The organism is Pseudomonas koreensis, from assembly GCF_025447595.1.
Lineage (GTDB): Bacteria > Pseudomonadota > Gammaproteobacteria > Pseudomonadales > Pseudomonadaceae > Aquipseudomonas > Aquipseudomonas koreensis_H.
The window spans coordinates 152,233-167,741 of record NZ_JAOEJU010000012.1 but is presented as its reverse complement, the minus strand read 5'-3'; the positions used below and the strand labels follow the sequence as shown (position 1 = coordinate 167,741).

Below are 15,509 nucleotides of genomic sequence, written 5' to 3'. Positions count from 1 at the left end.
CAACAGTCAGAAACCAGCCTAGTCCCTCCTCCTCCCTTCAAGTACCAGCATACAAGCCAGCCTGCTGGCGATGGCGGTCTGACAGCCGACCAGATCTTGTGAGAATGCAGCCCGGGACGCTCCGCGTTCCATTTTCGAATGTTTAAAGATGTGTGGGATTTACCGAACCTTCCCACATTGTTTTCAGGTTGTCCGTCGGAAGTGCGGTCTCTAGTCTTTGGTTGTCGCTGCCAATTCAGCGACCGGGAGTGAGATCCCGGCTATTCATTTGGATACTTGTGCGAGCCCCTTCATAATCGCCGCCAGCTTAGACTGTCAGCGATTCTCTATGGCGGCTGTGTACGGGTGGACGAATGTCCTGCCGGGTATCCATACCGGTGATCTCACCCCGTACATAGCTGCCACCTCTTCTTCGAGTGAGATCGGGAAAAGTGGCTCCATAACATGGAGAAATTGCTACATGGACAAGCTGATACCCCATCCACCCCTCGAATCAAACACACCCCTCGCAGAAGCCATGCGCGCCGAAGACCTCGCTCGCAACCGCGAAGCCATCAAACGCGCCCTCGATTTCTATCTCTGCCCCAATCCTTCCAAACCGAGCCCGAGCACGATGTATATGGTCACTCCCAACATCGACACCGAAAGCCTGCTGGCCAACGCCTGCGAGTCTCGGCGTCGGCCAGTACCATCGCCAGCAATTTCGCCAATGAGCTTTCGGGCCCGCAGCGCAGTACGGCGCTCGGTATCCAGCAGATCATCATGCTGGCCGAGCTCGCAGTGAACCGGGCGCTGGATCGGGTTGATCCGCAAACCTGACGACCGCGTCATCGTTCATCGCGGGCAAGCCCGCTCCCACAGGCTCCTGCGCACTTTCAGTAAATCTGGAGATCCTGTGGGAGCTGGCTTGCCAGCGATGGCGGTGGATCGTTCACCGCAAATCCCGGGCACAAAAAAACCGGCGATCATTCACTGATCGCCGGTTTCTTATCCAGCCGTCACTTAATCACTGCATCAACACTTCAATCGAGCCATCGGCGGTCAGGCTGACCTGGCTGGTGCCGGCTTCGACTTCAGGCGTGACGGGGGCTGCGTCCATGCCGGCGGCTTTCATCATCATCGGGGCGCGCATGTACGGTTGCGGGAAGCCGTTGCTGTTGAGGTTCAGGTTGACGATTTTGTAGCCCTTGCCGCCCAGGGCGTCGGTGGCCAGTTGGGCGCGGGCCTTGAAGGCGGTGACGGCTTCTTTCAGCAGTTTGTCTTCGCTGGCCTTGCGGGTCGGGTCGGCGATGGCGAAGTCCATGCCGCCCATTTTCAGGTCGGTCAGCAGTTCGCCGGTGAGTTTGGACAGGGCGGCGAAGTCGGCGCTTTCCAGGCGCAGTTCGGCGCGTTCGCGCCAGCCGGTGATTTTCTGGCCTTTGGTGTCGTAGATCGGGTAGCTGTTGCGGCTGCCCTGGCGCAGGGTGATGTCTTTGACTTGCTTGGCCTGGGCCAGGGCCTTGTTCATGGTGGTGCTGATGTCGGCGGCGAGTTTGGCCGGGTCGGTGTTCTGTTCTTCGGTGTAGAGGGTCACGATCATCAGGTCGTGGGCCACTTCCTGGCTGACTTCGGCGCGCAGGGAAATCTGGTTGTAGTGCAGCTCATCGGCGGCCAGGGCCGGAAGGCTGGCGATGCTGCCGACGGTCAGGGCGAGAAGGGCGGCGCTGCGGCGAAATGTGTGCATGAAAGCTCCTTGATGAGGGCGCAGGTGATGGTTCGGGGGCCTGCGTGAAACCATCAGACTCTAGCTTTTATGATCCGGTTCGCCCAGTTACAACTTCTATACAGATGGCCGGTGGCTGCTGCGCAGCCAATCGCGAGCAAGCTCGCTCCCACATTTGGGACGCGTTCCCTGTGGGAGCGAGCTTGCTCGCGAAGGGGCCCTTATAGCCGCAGAAAAACTTTGCGCCATGTGGTCGTTTGCCGCACTTTCGCCTCTCAAGCCCGTGGCTTGGTTATACTCCGTGCGATCCGCCTGGAGCGCTCATCAGGAGAGCTCATGCTCGCCCCCGTACAACTGACTTCCGCCACTCGCCAGAACCTCTGGCGGCTGACTTTCATCCGCACCCTGGTGCTCGCCGCGCAGGCCGGCTCCGTGGGCCTGGCCTATTGGCTGGAGCTGTTGCCGTTGCCGTGGGTGCAACTGGTAATGACCCTCGGCTGTTCGATTCTGCTGTGTGTGTTCACCGCCGTGCGCCTGCGCACTTCGTGGCCGGTCACCGAGCTCGAATACGCGCTGCAACTGGCCTGCGATCTGGTTATCCACAGTGCCTTGCTGTATTTCTCCGGTGGTTCGACCAACCCGTTCGTTTCGTATTATCTGGTGCCGCTGACCATCGCTGCGGTGACGCTGCCATGGCGTTATTCGGTGGTGCTGTCGGGCATTGCGCTGGCCTTGTATACGCTGATGCTCACGCATTTCTATCCGCTGGAAACCCTGCCGGTTGCCCGGGAAAACCTGCAGATCTACGGCATGTGGCTGAGTTTTGCCCTCGCGGCAGCGGTGATTACCTTCTTCGCCGCGCGCATGGCTGAAGAGCTGCGCCGCCAGGAAGAATTGCGCGCGATCCGCCGTGAAGAAGGCCTGCGCGATCAGCAATTGCTGGCCGTGGCGACTCAGGCCGCCGGTGCCGCTCATGAACTGGGCACTCCGCTGGCGACCATGAGCGTGTTGCTCAACGAAATGCAGCAGGATCACCATGACCCAATGCTTCAGGAAGACCTGAAGGTGCTGAAGGATCAGGTGAAGCTCTGCAAGGAGACCCTGCAACAACTGGTGCGCGCCGCCGAAGCCAATCGCCGGATGGCGGTGGAAATGCAGGACGTCACCGAGTGGCTCGACGAGGCGCTCAACCGCTGGCACCTGATGCGTCCCGAGGCCAGTTATCGCTTCCAACGTCTGGGCCAGGGCCCGCTGCCGCGTGTGGCGCCGCCGCCGGATCTGACCCAGGCCTTGTTGAATCTGTTGAACAACGCCGCCGACGCCTGCCCGGAAAACCTTCAGGTGACCCTGGACTGGACCGCCGAAGATCTGACCATCAGCATTCGCGACCATGGCGCCGGTGTGCCGCTGGCCATCGCCGAGCAGATCGGCAAACCGTTTTTTACCACCAAGGGCAAAGGTTTCGGCCTAGGCCTGTTTTTGAGCAAGGCCAGCGTGACACGCGCCGGCGGCTCAGTGAAACTCTATAGTCATGAGGAAGGCGGCACGCTCACCGAGCTGCGCCTGCCCCACGGCGCCCGAGGAGAGCAACATGAGTGACGAAATCCAAGTCGAAGGCGAAGAACTGCCGCATTTGCTGCTGGTCGATGACGACGCGACCTTCACCCGGGTGATGGCCCGCGCCATGGCCCGCCGTGGTTTCCGCGTCAGCACCGCCGGTTCCGCCGAGGAAGGCCTGACCATCGCCCAGGCTGATCTGCCGGACTACGCCGCGCTGGACCTGAAAATGGACGGCGATTCCGGTCTGGTCTTGCTGCCCAAACTGCTGGAACTGGACCCGGAAATGCGCGTGGTGATCCTCACCGGTTACTCGAGCATTGCCACCGCGGTCGAGGCGATCAAGCGCGGCGCCTGCAATTACCTGTGCAAACCGGCCGATGCCGACGACGTGCTGGCGGCGCTGCTGTCCGAACACGCCGACCTCGACAGCCTGGTGCCGGAAAACCCGATGTCGGTGGATCGCCTGCAATGGGAGCACATCCAGCGTGTGCTGACCGAGCACGAAGGCAACATCTCCGCCACTGCCCGCGCCTTGGGCATGCACCGCCGCACCCTGCAGCGCAAACTGCAGAAGCGCCCGGTTCGTCGCTGAACCTGCGCTGAACGACCATCGCCAGCCCTCGCGATAAAGCGCACCGATCATCTATGATCGGTGCGTGTCTGTTCTTTTCTTTATCGAGCCTTTTCCATGAATCAGAACGCTGAATATTCCGCGGTCAACGATACTGTGCGCGGGCAGTTTTTTCGCAAGGTGTGGGCCATGACCACGCCTTACTGGCGCAGCGAAGAGAAGGGCAAGGCCTGGACGTTGCTGATCGCCGTGATCGCGCTGACGTTGTTCAGCGTGGCGATCTCGGTGTGGATCAACAGTTGGTACAAGGATTTCTATAACGCCCTGCAAAAGAAAGACGAGGCGGCGTTCTGGCAGTTGATCCTGTATTTCTGCGGCATTGCGGCGGTGGCGATCCTCGGCGCGGTGTATCGCCTGTACCTGACGCAGATGCTGACCATCCGTTGGCGGGCATGGCTCACCGAGAACCATTTCAAACGCTGGCTCGGGCACAAGAATTACTACCAGCTGGAGCAGGGCGGCTACACCGACAACCCTGACCAGCGGATTTCCGAAGACCTCAATACCTTCACCAGCAACACCTTGAGTCTGGCCCTGGGCTTGATTCGCACGGTGGTCAGCCTGGTGTCGTTCTCGATCATCTTGTGGGGCGTCTCCGGCAGCATCGAGGTGTTCGGCATCGAGATTCCGGGCTACATGTTCTGGTGTGCGCTGCTGTATGCAGCGGTTGGCAGCTGGCTGACGCACCTGATCGGTCGACGCCTGATCGGCCTGAACAACCAACAACAACGCTTCGAAGCGGACCTGCGTTTTTCCATGGTGCGGGTACGTGAGAATGCGGAGAGCATTGCGCTGTACAACGGCGAGCCGAACGAGAATCGTCGTCTGAGCAACCGCTTCGGTCTTGTCTGGCACAACTTCTGGGACATCATGCGGGTGTCCAAGCGCCTGACGTTCTTCACCTCGGGTTACGGCCAGATCGCAATCATCTTCCCGTTCATCGTCGCGGCCCCGCGTTACCTGACCGGAAAGATCGAGCTGGGTGAGCTGATGCAGATCAACTCGGCATTCGGCAACGTGCAGGAGAACTTCAGCTGGTTCATCAACGCTTATGCGGATCTCGCCGCGTGGCGCGCCACGTGTGATCGTCTGCTGAGTTTCCGCCAGGCCATGACCGACAACGAAGAACGTGCGCCGGCCATTGACGTGCAGAATCAGGGCGATGAGCTGAAGGTTCATAACCTGGGTCTGGATCTGGCCGACGGTCGTCACCTGCTGACCAGCGCCGACATGACCGTGGAGCAGGGCGACCGCGTGATGCTCAGCGGTCGCTCCGGCAGCGGCAAATCCACGCTGCTGCGGGCGATGGGCCATTTGTGGCCGGCGGGGCATGGCAGCATTCGCTTGCCGGCTTCGCGTTATCTGTTCCTGCCGCAAAAACCGTATCTGCCGATCGGCACCCTGCGCGACGCCTTGAGTTATCCACAACCGGGCGACACGTACGCACCTGAGCGTTATGCACAAGTGCTGGAAACCTGCCGTCTGCCGCATCTGGTGGCTCGACTGGACGAGGCCAACCACTGGCAGCGCATGCTCTCGCCGGGTGAACAGCAACGTCTGGCCTTCGCCCGCGCGCTGCTCTATGCACCGCAATGGCTGTACATGGACGAAGCGACGTCGGCGATGGACGAAGAAGACGAGGCCACGCTGTATCAGGCGTTGATCGATCAGTTGCCGGGGCTGAGCATTGTCAGCGTTGGTCACCGCAGCAGCCTCAAGCGCTTCCATCCACGGCATGTGCGGATCGATGGCGGGCACTTGGTGGAACAGACCGTCACGGCCTGATCACACACCCTTTGTGGGAGCGAGCTTGCTCGCGAAGGCGTCATTTCAGACGACAAATCTGTTGCCTGAAAAACCGCTTCGCGAGCAAGCTCGCTCCCACAGAGATGGTGTGACAAGTGATCGTACAACCCGCTTGCGCTATCATGCTCCCCAAGCCGATTTTTCGAGACAAACGCACACCATGGAAAACCCGATCGACACCCCGCGTCTCCCTCGCAAGCGCCGCAGCCTGGCACAGGAACTGGTGACGGTGCTGACCGAGCAAATTCGCGACGGCCTGCTCAAGCGCGGTGACAAGTTGCCCACCGAATCGGCGATCATGGAAGCCCATGGCGTCAGCCGCACGGTCGTGCGCGAGGCGATTTCCCGGCTGCAGGCAGCAGGGCAGGTGGAAACCCGCCACGGCATCGGTACCTTTGTCCTCGACACGCCGAGCCCGAGCGGTTTTCGTATCGACCCGGCCACTGTGGTGACGCTGCGTGATGTGCTGGCGGTTCTCGAATTGCGCATAAGTCTGGAAGTCGAGTCCGCCGGTCTCTCGGCGCAACGCCGCAGTCCGGAGCAACTGGCCGCCATGCGTGCCGCCCTCGATGCACTGAATGAAAGTGTCGCCCATGCCAGCGATGCGGTGGCCTCGGACTTCCAGTTCCACCTGCAAATCGCGTTGTCCACCGGCAACCGCTACTTCACTGACATCATGACGCACCTGGGCACCAGCATCATTCCGCGCACGCGGCTGAACTCGGCGCGCCTGGCCCATGACGACCAGCAGCACTACATGAATCGCCTGAGCCGCGAGCACGAGGAAATCTACGACGCCATCGCCCGTCAGGATTCCGATGCCGCCCGTGCGGCCATGCGCCTGCACCTGACCAACAGCCGTGAACGGCTGCGTCAGGCCCATGAAGAGGCGCAGGCACAGGGTTGAGAAATCAGGCTTCGATGTAGAGTTTCAGCGGTTCCGAACACGGTTCCATACTGGACTCGTCGGCGAACTTGTAGCGCAGCTCAACGGTGCTGTTCAGGTACTTTTCCAGCTCGAATCTGGGGATGCTCAACTCGATTCCGGTCAGGCCGACCATGTCGTCGAGTGCGTCATCCCAGACGCCGGTCGGTTCCGACAAACCGTGCCATTCAGGCTCTTCAGGATCGTCACCGAGGATCGGGTACACATCCCAGTTCGGCGGTGTGTCCTGGCCATCGGGTACCTGAACGATCAGGTCGTCATCCAGATTCGATAACCGCAGGATGATCGAGTCGCTGGCGTGATCGGAGAATTGCGGAAGGTGTGCAGCGGCAAACGTCATGCTTCGTTCTCCTTGAAAGATCTGCCGCGATCCTTCGCGGCAGTCGTCGCACTTTACCCGGCGAATCGGTGAGGCGCGCCGGGGCAATCTTGTCCGGGCATTTCAGCTTTTGGGCAGAATCGAACGATCCACCCTGACGGCCAGTTTGCCCGGGGCGGGCGTAACGTCGAACGTCGCCTGGCCCTGAGCGTCAACCGACGTCCGGGCGATAGCCACGCCGTCGCACAGCAATTGCAGCGGTGCGCCTTTCAACGATTGGCCGGAGGCCAGTTCCAGCTTCAATTTGAGGGTCATCGAATCGCTCCTTGATTCGTGTTGCCGGTTGGGTGGTAGTCCTTGAGCAGCAAGTAAGTGCTCCAGCCCCACCAGTCGTCGACGGTGGCGGTGTCGTTGAGATTGTTGACGTCCTTGCGCCGCAGGACTTTGTTGCCTTGAAGGCGGAACAGTGGCGAGAAGTTGTTCGCCAGATTCATCACGAAAGTCAGATCCGGCAACCGTTGCAGCGCGTTGAAGGTGGTCGGCACATTGCCGCTTGAATACGCGGCATACACCTCGTCCGCCGAATCCTGTACCGCCCGATTCACCTGATTTCGGTTGTCGGCGTCCGTGGCATCGAAGTAGCGCTTGTCACCGAACGCGCGCCATTGCTCGCCATGTCCGTTGCGTACCTTGAGCCCGAATTTGCTGTCTTCGTCGTGCATGAAACGGGTGATCAACGAGCCCAGGTCACTCGGCGTCACGGCGGCGGCCATGGCCTTGCGCGGCACCCGCAGATGCCCGGAAGAGAACAGGTCGGTGAGGTAGTGGTCGGCGAATGCGTTCATCGCGTAGGCCCGCTCCAGTTGCAGCTCGTCCTGACTGGCGTGGGCGGCTGCGGCGGTTTGCAGGGCGGCGGTGTGCCCGGCGATGTAGGCCTGGCGAGCCCATTCGCCGAAGTGGTCGGCGTTGTTCGCCGCCAGTTTCAGGTAGCGACCGAGTGGGAACAGCGACGAGACAAAACTGCCGCCGCCGGTGATCTTGTTCCACTCTTCCGACAACGTATCTCCCAAAGCATCATAAGCCTCATGGGGTTGCTTGCCGTCCTTGATCGCGTGTTTAACCGCGTCGATCTCTTTTTGCATGATTGCGAGAATTTGAATCGCTTCAGCCTTTGAAGCGGGCAGTGCGGCGAGGCTGTCGAAGGCCGTCGTGAAGCGCTGAAGGCGATCAGCCGGGGTCGCGCCTTCGTTGATCGGACGGTCGACGATTCCATAGAAATCACCACCCAGCGCGAGCACCTGGCCGTAGGTCAGCGCTAACCCGTTCGGCAGATGCAGCGGCACATTTTGCGCGAGCACCGGATCGGCATTTTCAACGAAGCGCAGCCGGGTGTTGTCGCCGATAGCCGTGTGTTCCGAGCCTTCGAAGCGTAACTGCGGTTTTCCTTTCAGGGTTCGAACGGGCAGGGCGGTCACGGGTTCGACATCGCTGTGCGAGTCGGCGATGTGCAGCAGCAGATGCGGATTTTCAGCACTGAAGGCGATGCCGCCGGGGGTGAAAAGATCATCAAAACGGGCGATGACCGGTGTGGGTTTTTCAAGGCATTTTGTTTGTAGACCGGACATTTCTTTCTCCTTGATATGTCGTCGGTGGATTTTTATTTAGCTGTATGTATGTACAGTTAAATCGAGCCTAGTCGAGAAATCTCCTACGTCAAAAAGAAATCTTGTCCGACAAAAAATGCCCTCCAGCGATGAAATGCAGTTGACGGTTATCTTTTAAGTTGTACGATGACCTACAACTTCGGCGAAGGCTGAACGGTCCACTCACAAAAAAACGTTGCTACCAGGGTGTTCGAATAATGAATCCACAAGAACTGAAGTCCATCCTCTCCGCCGGCCTGCTGTCGTTCCCGGTGACCGATTTCAATGCTCAGGGCGATTTCAACCGCGCTGGCTACATCAAACGCCTGGAATGGCTGGCCCCGTATGGTGCTTCGGCCCTGTTCGCCGCCGGCGGCACCGGTGAGTTCTTCTCCCTGGCTGCCAGCGAATATTCGGAAATCATCAAGACTGCCGTCGACACCTGCGCCAGCAGCGTGCCGATCCTCGCCGGTGTCGGTGGTTCGACCCGTCAGGCCATCGAGTACGCACAGGAAGCCGAGCGTCTGGGCGCCAAAGGCCTGTTGCTGCTGCCGCACTACCTGACCGAAGCCAGCCAGGACGGCGTTGCCGCCCACGTTGAAGCGGTGTGCAAATCGGTCAACATCGGTGTGGTGGTTTACAACCGCAACGTCTGCCGCCTGACCGCGCCGCTGCTGGAACGTCTGGCCGAGCGCTGCCCGAACCTGATCGGCTACAAGGACGGTCTGGGCGATATCGAACTGATGGTGTCGATCCGTCGTCGCCTCGGTGATCGCTTCAGCTACCTGGGTGGTCTGCCGACCGCCGAAGTCTACGCCGCGGCCTACAAGGCACTGGGCGTGCCGGTCTACTCCTCGGCAGTGTTCAACTTCATCCCGAAAACCGCGATGGACTTCTACCACGCGATTGCCCGCGAAGATCACGCCACTGTCGGCAAGATCATCGACGACTTCTTCCTGCCGTACCTGGACATCCGCAATCGCAAGGCCGGTTACGCCGTGAGCATCGTCAAGGCAGGCGCCAAGATCGCCGGCTATGACGCAGGCCCGGTGCGTGCGCCACTGACCGACCTGACCCGCGAAGAGTACGAAATGCTCGCCGCGCTGATCGACAAGCAAGGTGCGCAGTAACACAAACCTATAAACAAGGCCGCTGAGCAATCAGCGGCTTTTTGCGTCAGGAGAATGATTCGTGACCAAGCGTTATGACAACTACATCAACGGTGAATGGGTCGCCGGCAACGATTACTCGGTCAACATCAACCCGTCCGAGCTGAGCGACACCATCGGCGATTACGCCAAGGCTGACCTGGCTCAGGTCAATGCCGCCATCGACGCCGCTCGCGCTGCGTTCCCGGCGTGGTCGACTTCGGGTATTCAGGCCCGTCACGACTCGCTGGACAAAGTCGGTACGGAAATCCTCGCCCGCCGCGAAGAACTCGGCACCCTGCTGGCCCGGGAAGAGGGCAAGACCCTGCCGGAAGCCATCGGTGAAGTGACCCGCGCCGGCAACATCTTCAAGTTCTTCGCAGGCGAGTGCCTGCGTCTGTCCGGCGACTACGTACCGTCGGTGCGTCCGGGCGTCAACGTTGAAGTCACCCGCGAAGCCCTCGGCGTGGTCGGCCTGATCACCCCGTGGAACTTCCCGATTGCCATCCCTTCGTGGAAAATCGCCCCGGCCCTGGCCTACGGCAACTGCGTGGTGTTGAAACCGGCGGATCTGGTGCCGGGTTGCGCCTGGGCGCTGGCCGAAATCATCTCCCGCGCAGGCTTCCCGGCCGGCGTGTTCAACCTGGTGATGGGCAGCGGTCGCGTAGTCGGTGAAGCGCTGGTCAACAGCCCGAAAGTCGACGGCATCAGCTTCACCGGCTCCGTCGGTGTGGGCCGTCAGATCGCCGTCAACTGCGTGTCGCGCCAGGCCAAGGTTCAGTTGGAAATGGGCGGCAAGAACCCGCAGATCATTCTCGACGACGCCGACCTCAAGCAGGCGGTCGAGCTGTCGGTGCAGAGCGCGTTCTACTCCACCGGCCAGCGTTGCACGGCATCGAGCCGACTGATCGTCACCGCCGGGATTCACGACAAGTTCGTCGAAGCCATGGCCGAACGCATGAAGTCGATCAAGGTCGGCCACGCTCTGAAGGCCGGCACCGACATCGGTCCGGTGGTCTCGCAAGCGCAGCTTGAACAGGACCTGAAATACATCGACATCGGTCAGTCCGAAGGTGCACGTGTGGTCAGCGGCGGCGGTCTGGTGACCTGCGACACCGAAGGCTACTTCCTTGCGCCCACCCTGTTTGCCGACAGCGAAGCGTCGATGCGCATCAGCCGCGAAGAGATCTTCGGCCCGGTGGCCAATATCGTCCGCGTCGCCGACTACGACGCCGCGCTGGCCATGGCCAACGACACCGAGTTCGGTCTGTCGGCGGGTATCGCCACCACGTCGCTGAAGTACGCCAACCACTTCAAGCGTCATTCCCAGGCCGGGATGGTGATGGTCAACCTGCCGACCGCCGGTGTCGATTACCACGTTCCGTTCGGTGGTCGTAAGGGTTCATCCTATGGCTCACGTGAGCAAGGCCGCTATGCGCAAGAGTTCTACACGGTCGTGAAGACCAGCTACATCGGTTCCTGATCCACGCAATACCTGTGGAAGCTGGCCTGCCAGCGATGGCATCACTGCGGTGTAACTGAAACACCGAGGTGGTTGCATCGCCGGCAGGCCAGCTCCCACAAAAAACCAAAGAAGATTCACCCGCGCATAAAAATAATCAGTGGGAGTACATCTACATGCAATCGTCCAAGCCGACTCACGTCCGCTATTTGATCTTGCTCATGCTGTTCCTGGTGACCACGATCAACTACGCCGACCGCGCCACCATCGCGATCGCCGGTTCCAGTTTGCAAAAAGACCTCGGCATCGACGCGGTCACCCTCGGCTACATCTTCTCTGCATTCGGTTGGGCCTACGTGGCCGGGCAAATTCCCGGCGGCTGGCTGCTCGATCGTTTCGGCTCGAAAAAAGTCTACGCGCTGAGCATTTTCACCTGGTCGCTGTTCACCGTGCTGCAGGGCTTCGTCGGTGAGTTCGGTATGTCCACGGCCATCGTCGCGCTGTTCATGCTGCGCTTCCTGGTCGGTCTGGCCGAGGCGCCATCATTCCCCGGTAACGCACGCATCGTGGCGGCCTGGTTCCCGACGGCTGAACGTGGCACCGCTTCGGCGATCTTCAACTCGGCGCAATACTTTGCGACCGTGCTGTTCGCGCCATTGATGGGCTGGATCGTTTACACCTTCGGCTGGGAACACGTGTTCATCGTCATGGGCCTGCTCGGCATCGTGTTCTCGCTGGTCTGGCTGAAGGTTATCCACAGCCCGCGCCAACACCCGATGGCCAACGAAGCAGAAGTGAAGTTCATCGCCGACAACGGCGGCATGGTCGACATGGACCAGAAACAAGGCAAAAAGGCAGACGGCCCGAAATGGGATTACATCCGCCAGCTGCTGACCAATCGCATGATGCTCGGCGTGTACCTCGGCCAGTACTGCATCAACGGCATCACCTACTTCTTCCTGACCTGGTTCCCGGTGTATCTGGTGCAGGAACGTGGCATGACCATTCTCAAGGCCGGTTTCATTGCCTCGCTGCCGGCGATTTGCGGCTTTATCGGCGGCGTCCTCGGCGGGGTGATTTCCGATTACCTGCTGCGCAAGGGCCATTCGCTGACTTTCGCTCGCAAGGCGCCGATCATTGCCGGCCTGCTGGTTTCGAGCAGCATCGTGGCGTGCAACTATGTCGACGTTGAATGGATGGTGGTCGGCTTCATGGCCCTGGCGTTCTTCGGCAAAGGCGTGGGGGCGCTGGGCTGGGCGGTGGTGTCCGACACCTCGCCGAAACAGATCGCCGGTCTCAGTGGCGGCCTGTTCAACACCTTCGGCAACATCGCATCGATCACCACCCCGATCGTCATCGGCTACATCATCAGCTCCACCGGTTCGTTCAAATGGGCGCTGGTGTTCGTCGGCGCCAATGCGCTGGTGGCGGTGTTCAGCTATCTGGTGATCGTCGGCCCGATCAAACGTGTGGTCCTCAAAGAGCCGCCAACCAATGGCGGTTCTGAAGCCACCGGTAAATTGTCTCAAGCGCATTCCTGAGGAGCGGCGTCATGCAGTTGATTGAACATTCCGACTCGCCGCGCTACATCCGCCTGCACGAGCGGGACAACGTAGTGGTAGTGGTCAACGACCAGGGCGTGCCTGCGGGCACTGAATTCGCCGATGGCCTGGTGACGGTGGACTTTGTTCCGCAGAGCCACAAGGTCACCCTCGAGGACATTCCCGAGGGCGGCACGGTGATTCGCTATGGCCAGATCATTGGCTACGCGTTGCAGCCGATTCCCCGTGGCAGTTGGGTCAAGGAAGATCAACTGCGCATGCCGACCGCGCCGCCGCTGGACAGCCTGCCGCTGTCCACCGATGTGCCGGACGCTCAGGCGCCGCTGGAAGGGTTCACCTTCGAGGGTTACCGCAATGCCGACGGCACCGTCGGCACGCGCAACATCCTCGGGATCACCACCACCGTGCAATGCGTCACCGGGGTGCTGGATCACGCGGTAAAACGGATCAAGGACGAGTTGCTGCCGAAATACCCGAACGTCGATGACGTGGTGGCGCTGACTCACAGTTACGGCTGCGGTGTGGCCATCACGGCCACCGATGCGTACATCCCGATCCGTACCGTGCGCAATCTGGCGCGCAACCCGAACCTCGGTGGCGAGGCGCTGGTGATCAGCCTGGGCTGCGAGAAATTGCAGGCCGGGCAGGTGATGCACGAGGACGATGCGTCGGTGGATCTCAGCGAGCCATGGTTGTATCGCTTGCAGGATTCCAGTCACGGTTTCACCGAGATGATCGAGCAGATCATGGAACTGGCCGAAGTCCGCCTGAAGAAACTCGACCAGCGCCGCCGGGAAACCGTGCCGGCGTCCGAGCTGATCCTCGGTATGCAGTGCGGTGGCAGCGATGCGTTTTCCGGGATCACTGCCAACCCGGCGCTGGGGTATGCCTCGGATTTGCTGCTGCGAGCGGGGGCGACGGTGATGTTTTCCGAAGTCACCGAAGTGCGCGATGCGATTTACTTGCTGACTTCACGGGCCCAGACCAAAACCGTTGCCGAAGAACTGGTGCGCGAGATGGACTGGTATGACCGTTATCTGGCCAAGGGTGAGGCGGATCGCAGCGCCAACACCACGCCGGGCAACAAGAAGGGCGGGTTGTCGAATATTGTCGAGAAGTCCCTGGGCTCGATCGTCAAATCCGGCAGCAGCGCGATCAGCGGTGTGCTTGGCCCTGGGGAACGGTTCAAGCAGAAGGGTTTGATTTTCTGTGCGACGCCAGCGAGTGATTTTGTCTGCGGTACGTTGCAACTGGCGGCGGGGATGAACCTGCACGTTTTCACTACCGGACGTGGCACGCCGTATGGGTTGGCCATGGCGCCGGTGGTGAAGGTTTCGACCCGTACCGAGCTGGCGCAGCGCTGGCCGGATCTGATCGATATCGATGCCGGGCGGATAGCAACCGGGCGCGCGACCATCGAGGAATTGGGCTGGGAGTTGTTCCACTACTACCTGGATGTGGCGAGCGGCAAGCAACAGACGTGGGCGGAGAAGCACAAGCTGCATAACGACATTACGTTGTTCAATCCGGCGCCTATCACCTGAGACCGAGTCGCCTGCATCGCGAGCAGGCTCGCTCCCACCGAGATCTTCTTCGTTGCACAAATTGTGTGTGCACCGAAGATCAATGTGGGAGCGAGCCCGCTCGCGATAGCGTTCGACCAGACGCCGGAGAACTTGTGGCTTATCATTAGCCCCCTAACGACGCTCACCTCCAAGGCTCCCCGGCATGCTGGCTATCTTCCTCGAAACCCTGAACATCACCGCGCCGGTGTTTGCCATGCTGTTTCTCGGTGTGCTGCTCAAGCGCATCGACTGGATCAACGACAACTTCATCCACACAGCTTCGTCGCTGGTGTTCAACGTCACCATGCCGGCGCTGCTGTTTCTCGGCATCCTGCATGCCGACCTGCACGCCGCGTTGCAACCGGCGCTGCTGATCTATTTCGCACTGGCCACGCTGGTCAGTTTTGCCGTGGCCTGGGGCTGGGCGATTTTCCGTTGTCCGCGTGAAGATCGCGGCATCTACACCCAAGGCGCGTTTCGCGGTAACAACGGGGTGATCGGCCTGGCGCTGGCGGCGAGCATGTACGGCGACTACGGGATTTCCCTCGGGGCGATTCTCGCGGCGCTGGTGATTCTGTTCTACAACACCCTGTCGACCATCGTACTGGCGGTGTACAGCCCGGTGATCAAGTCCGATCCGTGGAGCATCTGCAAAAGCGTGGTCAGCAATCCACTGATCATCAGTGTGATCGCGGCGGCGCCGTTCGCCTATTTCAAGATCGGTCTGCCGGGCTGGCTGGAAACCTCCGGCCAGTATCTGGCGCAGACCACGCTGCCGCTGGCCCTGATCTGCATTGGCGGCACGCTGTCGCTGGCGGCGCTGCGCAAGAGCGGCAACATGGCGCTCAGTTCGAGTCTGGTGAAGATGGTCGGCCTGCCGGTGATCGCCACGCTGGGTGCATGGCTGTGGGGCTTTCGCGGGGCGGAGCTGGGGATTCTGTTTCTGTACTTCGGCAGCCCGACTGCTGCCGCCAGTTTTGTCATGGCCCGTGCGGCGCAGGGCAACCATGAGCTGGCGGCGGCGATCATCGTGCTGACCACGTTGATGGCGGCGATCACCACCAACATCGGGATCTTCTTCTTGCAGTGGGGCGGGTGGATCTAGCCTGAGAACTGGTTTGATCTTTCGGGCCTCTTCGCGAGCAAGCCCGCTCCCACAGGGTTA

At 60.5% G+C, this 15,509-nt stretch carries 13 protein-coding genes and 1 pseudogene; 10 read left to right on the top strand and 4 right to left on the bottom strand.

Translation table 11 applies throughout. From position 1 onward, the window contains the following. Positions 1-460 precede the first annotated feature (460 nt). A pseudogene (locus tag N8H71_RS16460) lies at positions 461-819 on the top strand (DUF6124 family protein). A gap of 187 nt (positions 820-1,006) precedes the next feature. Here the strand turns inward: N8H71_RS16460 and N8H71_RS16455 are convergent. After that, positions 1,007-1,723 carry an SIMPL domain-containing protein gene (locus N8H71_RS16455; protein WP_262194788.1) on the bottom strand — a complete coding sequence of 239 codons (717 nt, stop codon included), beginning with the start codon at positions 1,721-1,723 and terminating at the stop codon, positions 1,007-1,009. 315 nt (positions 1,724-2,038) lie between these two features. On the opposite strand from N8H71_RS16455, the gene N8H71_RS16450 reads away from it, so the two are divergent. The 4 genes from N8H71_RS16450 to N8H71_RS16435 all read left to right on the top strand — a co-directional run bounded on the left by N8H71_RS16450 (position 2,039) and on the right by N8H71_RS16435 (position 6,606). Then, positions 2,039-3,301, top strand: coding sequence for an ATP-binding protein (locus N8H71_RS16450; protein ID WP_007953651.1), 1,263 nt, complete (start codon positions 2,039-2,041; stop codon positions 3,299-3,301). After that, the gene (locus tag N8H71_RS16445) at positions 3,294-3,854 is read left to right on the top strand and encodes a response regulator transcription factor (RefSeq protein ID WP_003221630.1); all 561 of its coding nucleotides are present in this window, start codon (positions 3,294-3,296) and stop codon (positions 3,852-3,854) included. The genes N8H71_RS16450 and N8H71_RS16445 overlap by 8 nt, the downstream gene beginning before the upstream one ends. Positions 3,855-3,950: 96 nt before the next feature. Continuing rightward, a complete protein-coding gene (locus N8H71_RS16440) occupies positions 3,951-5,678 on the top strand; it encodes an ABC transporter ATP-binding protein/permease (RefSeq protein WP_085685681.1) in 1,728 nt (575 codons plus the stop codon). A 181-nt stretch (positions 5,679-5,859) separates the two neighbouring features. Continuing rightward, positions 5,860-6,606, top strand: coding sequence for a FadR/GntR family transcriptional regulator (locus tag N8H71_RS16435; protein ID WP_262194787.1), 747 nt, complete (start codon positions 5,860-5,862; stop codon positions 6,604-6,606). 4 nt (positions 6,607-6,610) lie between these two features. Here the strand turns inward: N8H71_RS16435 and N8H71_RS16430 are convergent, their stop codons facing one another. The 3 genes from N8H71_RS16430 to N8H71_RS16420 all read right to left on the bottom strand — a co-directional run bounded on the left by N8H71_RS16430 (position 6,611) and on the right by N8H71_RS16420 (position 8,589). Then, positions 6,611-6,985, bottom strand: coding sequence for a hypothetical protein (locus tag N8H71_RS16430; RefSeq protein ID WP_262194786.1), 375 nt, complete (start codon positions 6,983-6,985; stop codon positions 6,611-6,613). Between the two features lie 102 nt (positions 6,986-7,087). Then, the gene (locus N8H71_RS16425) at positions 7,088-7,279 is read right to left on the bottom strand and encodes a hypothetical protein (RefSeq protein ID WP_262194785.1); all 192 of its coding nucleotides are present in this window, start codon (positions 7,277-7,279) and stop codon (positions 7,088-7,090) included. Then, the gene (locus tag N8H71_RS16420; protein WP_262194784.1) at positions 7,276-8,589 is read right to left on the bottom strand and encodes a phospholipase; all 1,314 of its coding nucleotides are present in this window, start codon (positions 8,587-8,589) and stop codon (positions 7,276-7,278) included. Before N8H71_RS16420 ends, N8H71_RS16425 begins: the two co-directional genes overlap by 4 nt. Before the next feature lie 236 nt (positions 8,590-8,825). Between N8H71_RS16420 and kdgD the strand changes: the two genes are divergently transcribed. The 5 genes from kdgD (at position 8,826) to N8H71_RS16395 (ending at position 15,449) form a co-directional block, all read left to right on the top strand. Further along, complete coding sequence (gene kdgD, locus N8H71_RS16415; protein WP_007953624.1) at positions 8,826-9,737, top strand: 5-dehydro-4-deoxyglucarate dehydratase; 912 nt, start codon at positions 8,826-8,828, stop codon at positions 9,735-9,737. A 61-nt stretch (positions 9,738-9,798) separates the two neighbouring features. Continuing rightward, a complete protein-coding gene (locus tag N8H71_RS16410; protein WP_221534374.1) occupies positions 9,799-11,238 on the top strand; it encodes an aldehyde dehydrogenase family protein in 1,440 nt (479 codons plus the stop codon). Positions 11,239-11,393: 155 nt separating this feature from the next. After that, positions 11,394-12,758 (top strand): MFS transporter, encoded by a 1,365-nt coding sequence (locus N8H71_RS16405; RefSeq protein ID WP_179692642.1) that lies wholly within the window; start codon positions 11,394-11,396, stop codon positions 12,756-12,758. A gap of 11 nt (positions 12,759-12,769) precedes the next feature. Beyond that, on the top strand, positions 12,770-14,323 hold the full coding sequence (garD, locus tag N8H71_RS16400; protein WP_262194783.1) for a galactarate dehydratase: 1,554 nt from the start codon (positions 12,770-12,772) through the stop codon (positions 14,321-14,323). A gap of 184 nt (positions 14,324-14,507) precedes the next feature. Then, positions 14,508-15,449, top strand: coding sequence for an AEC family transporter (locus N8H71_RS16395; protein ID WP_007953620.1), 942 nt, complete (start codon positions 14,508-14,510; stop codon positions 15,447-15,449). Positions 15,450-15,509: the final 60 nt, after the last annotated feature.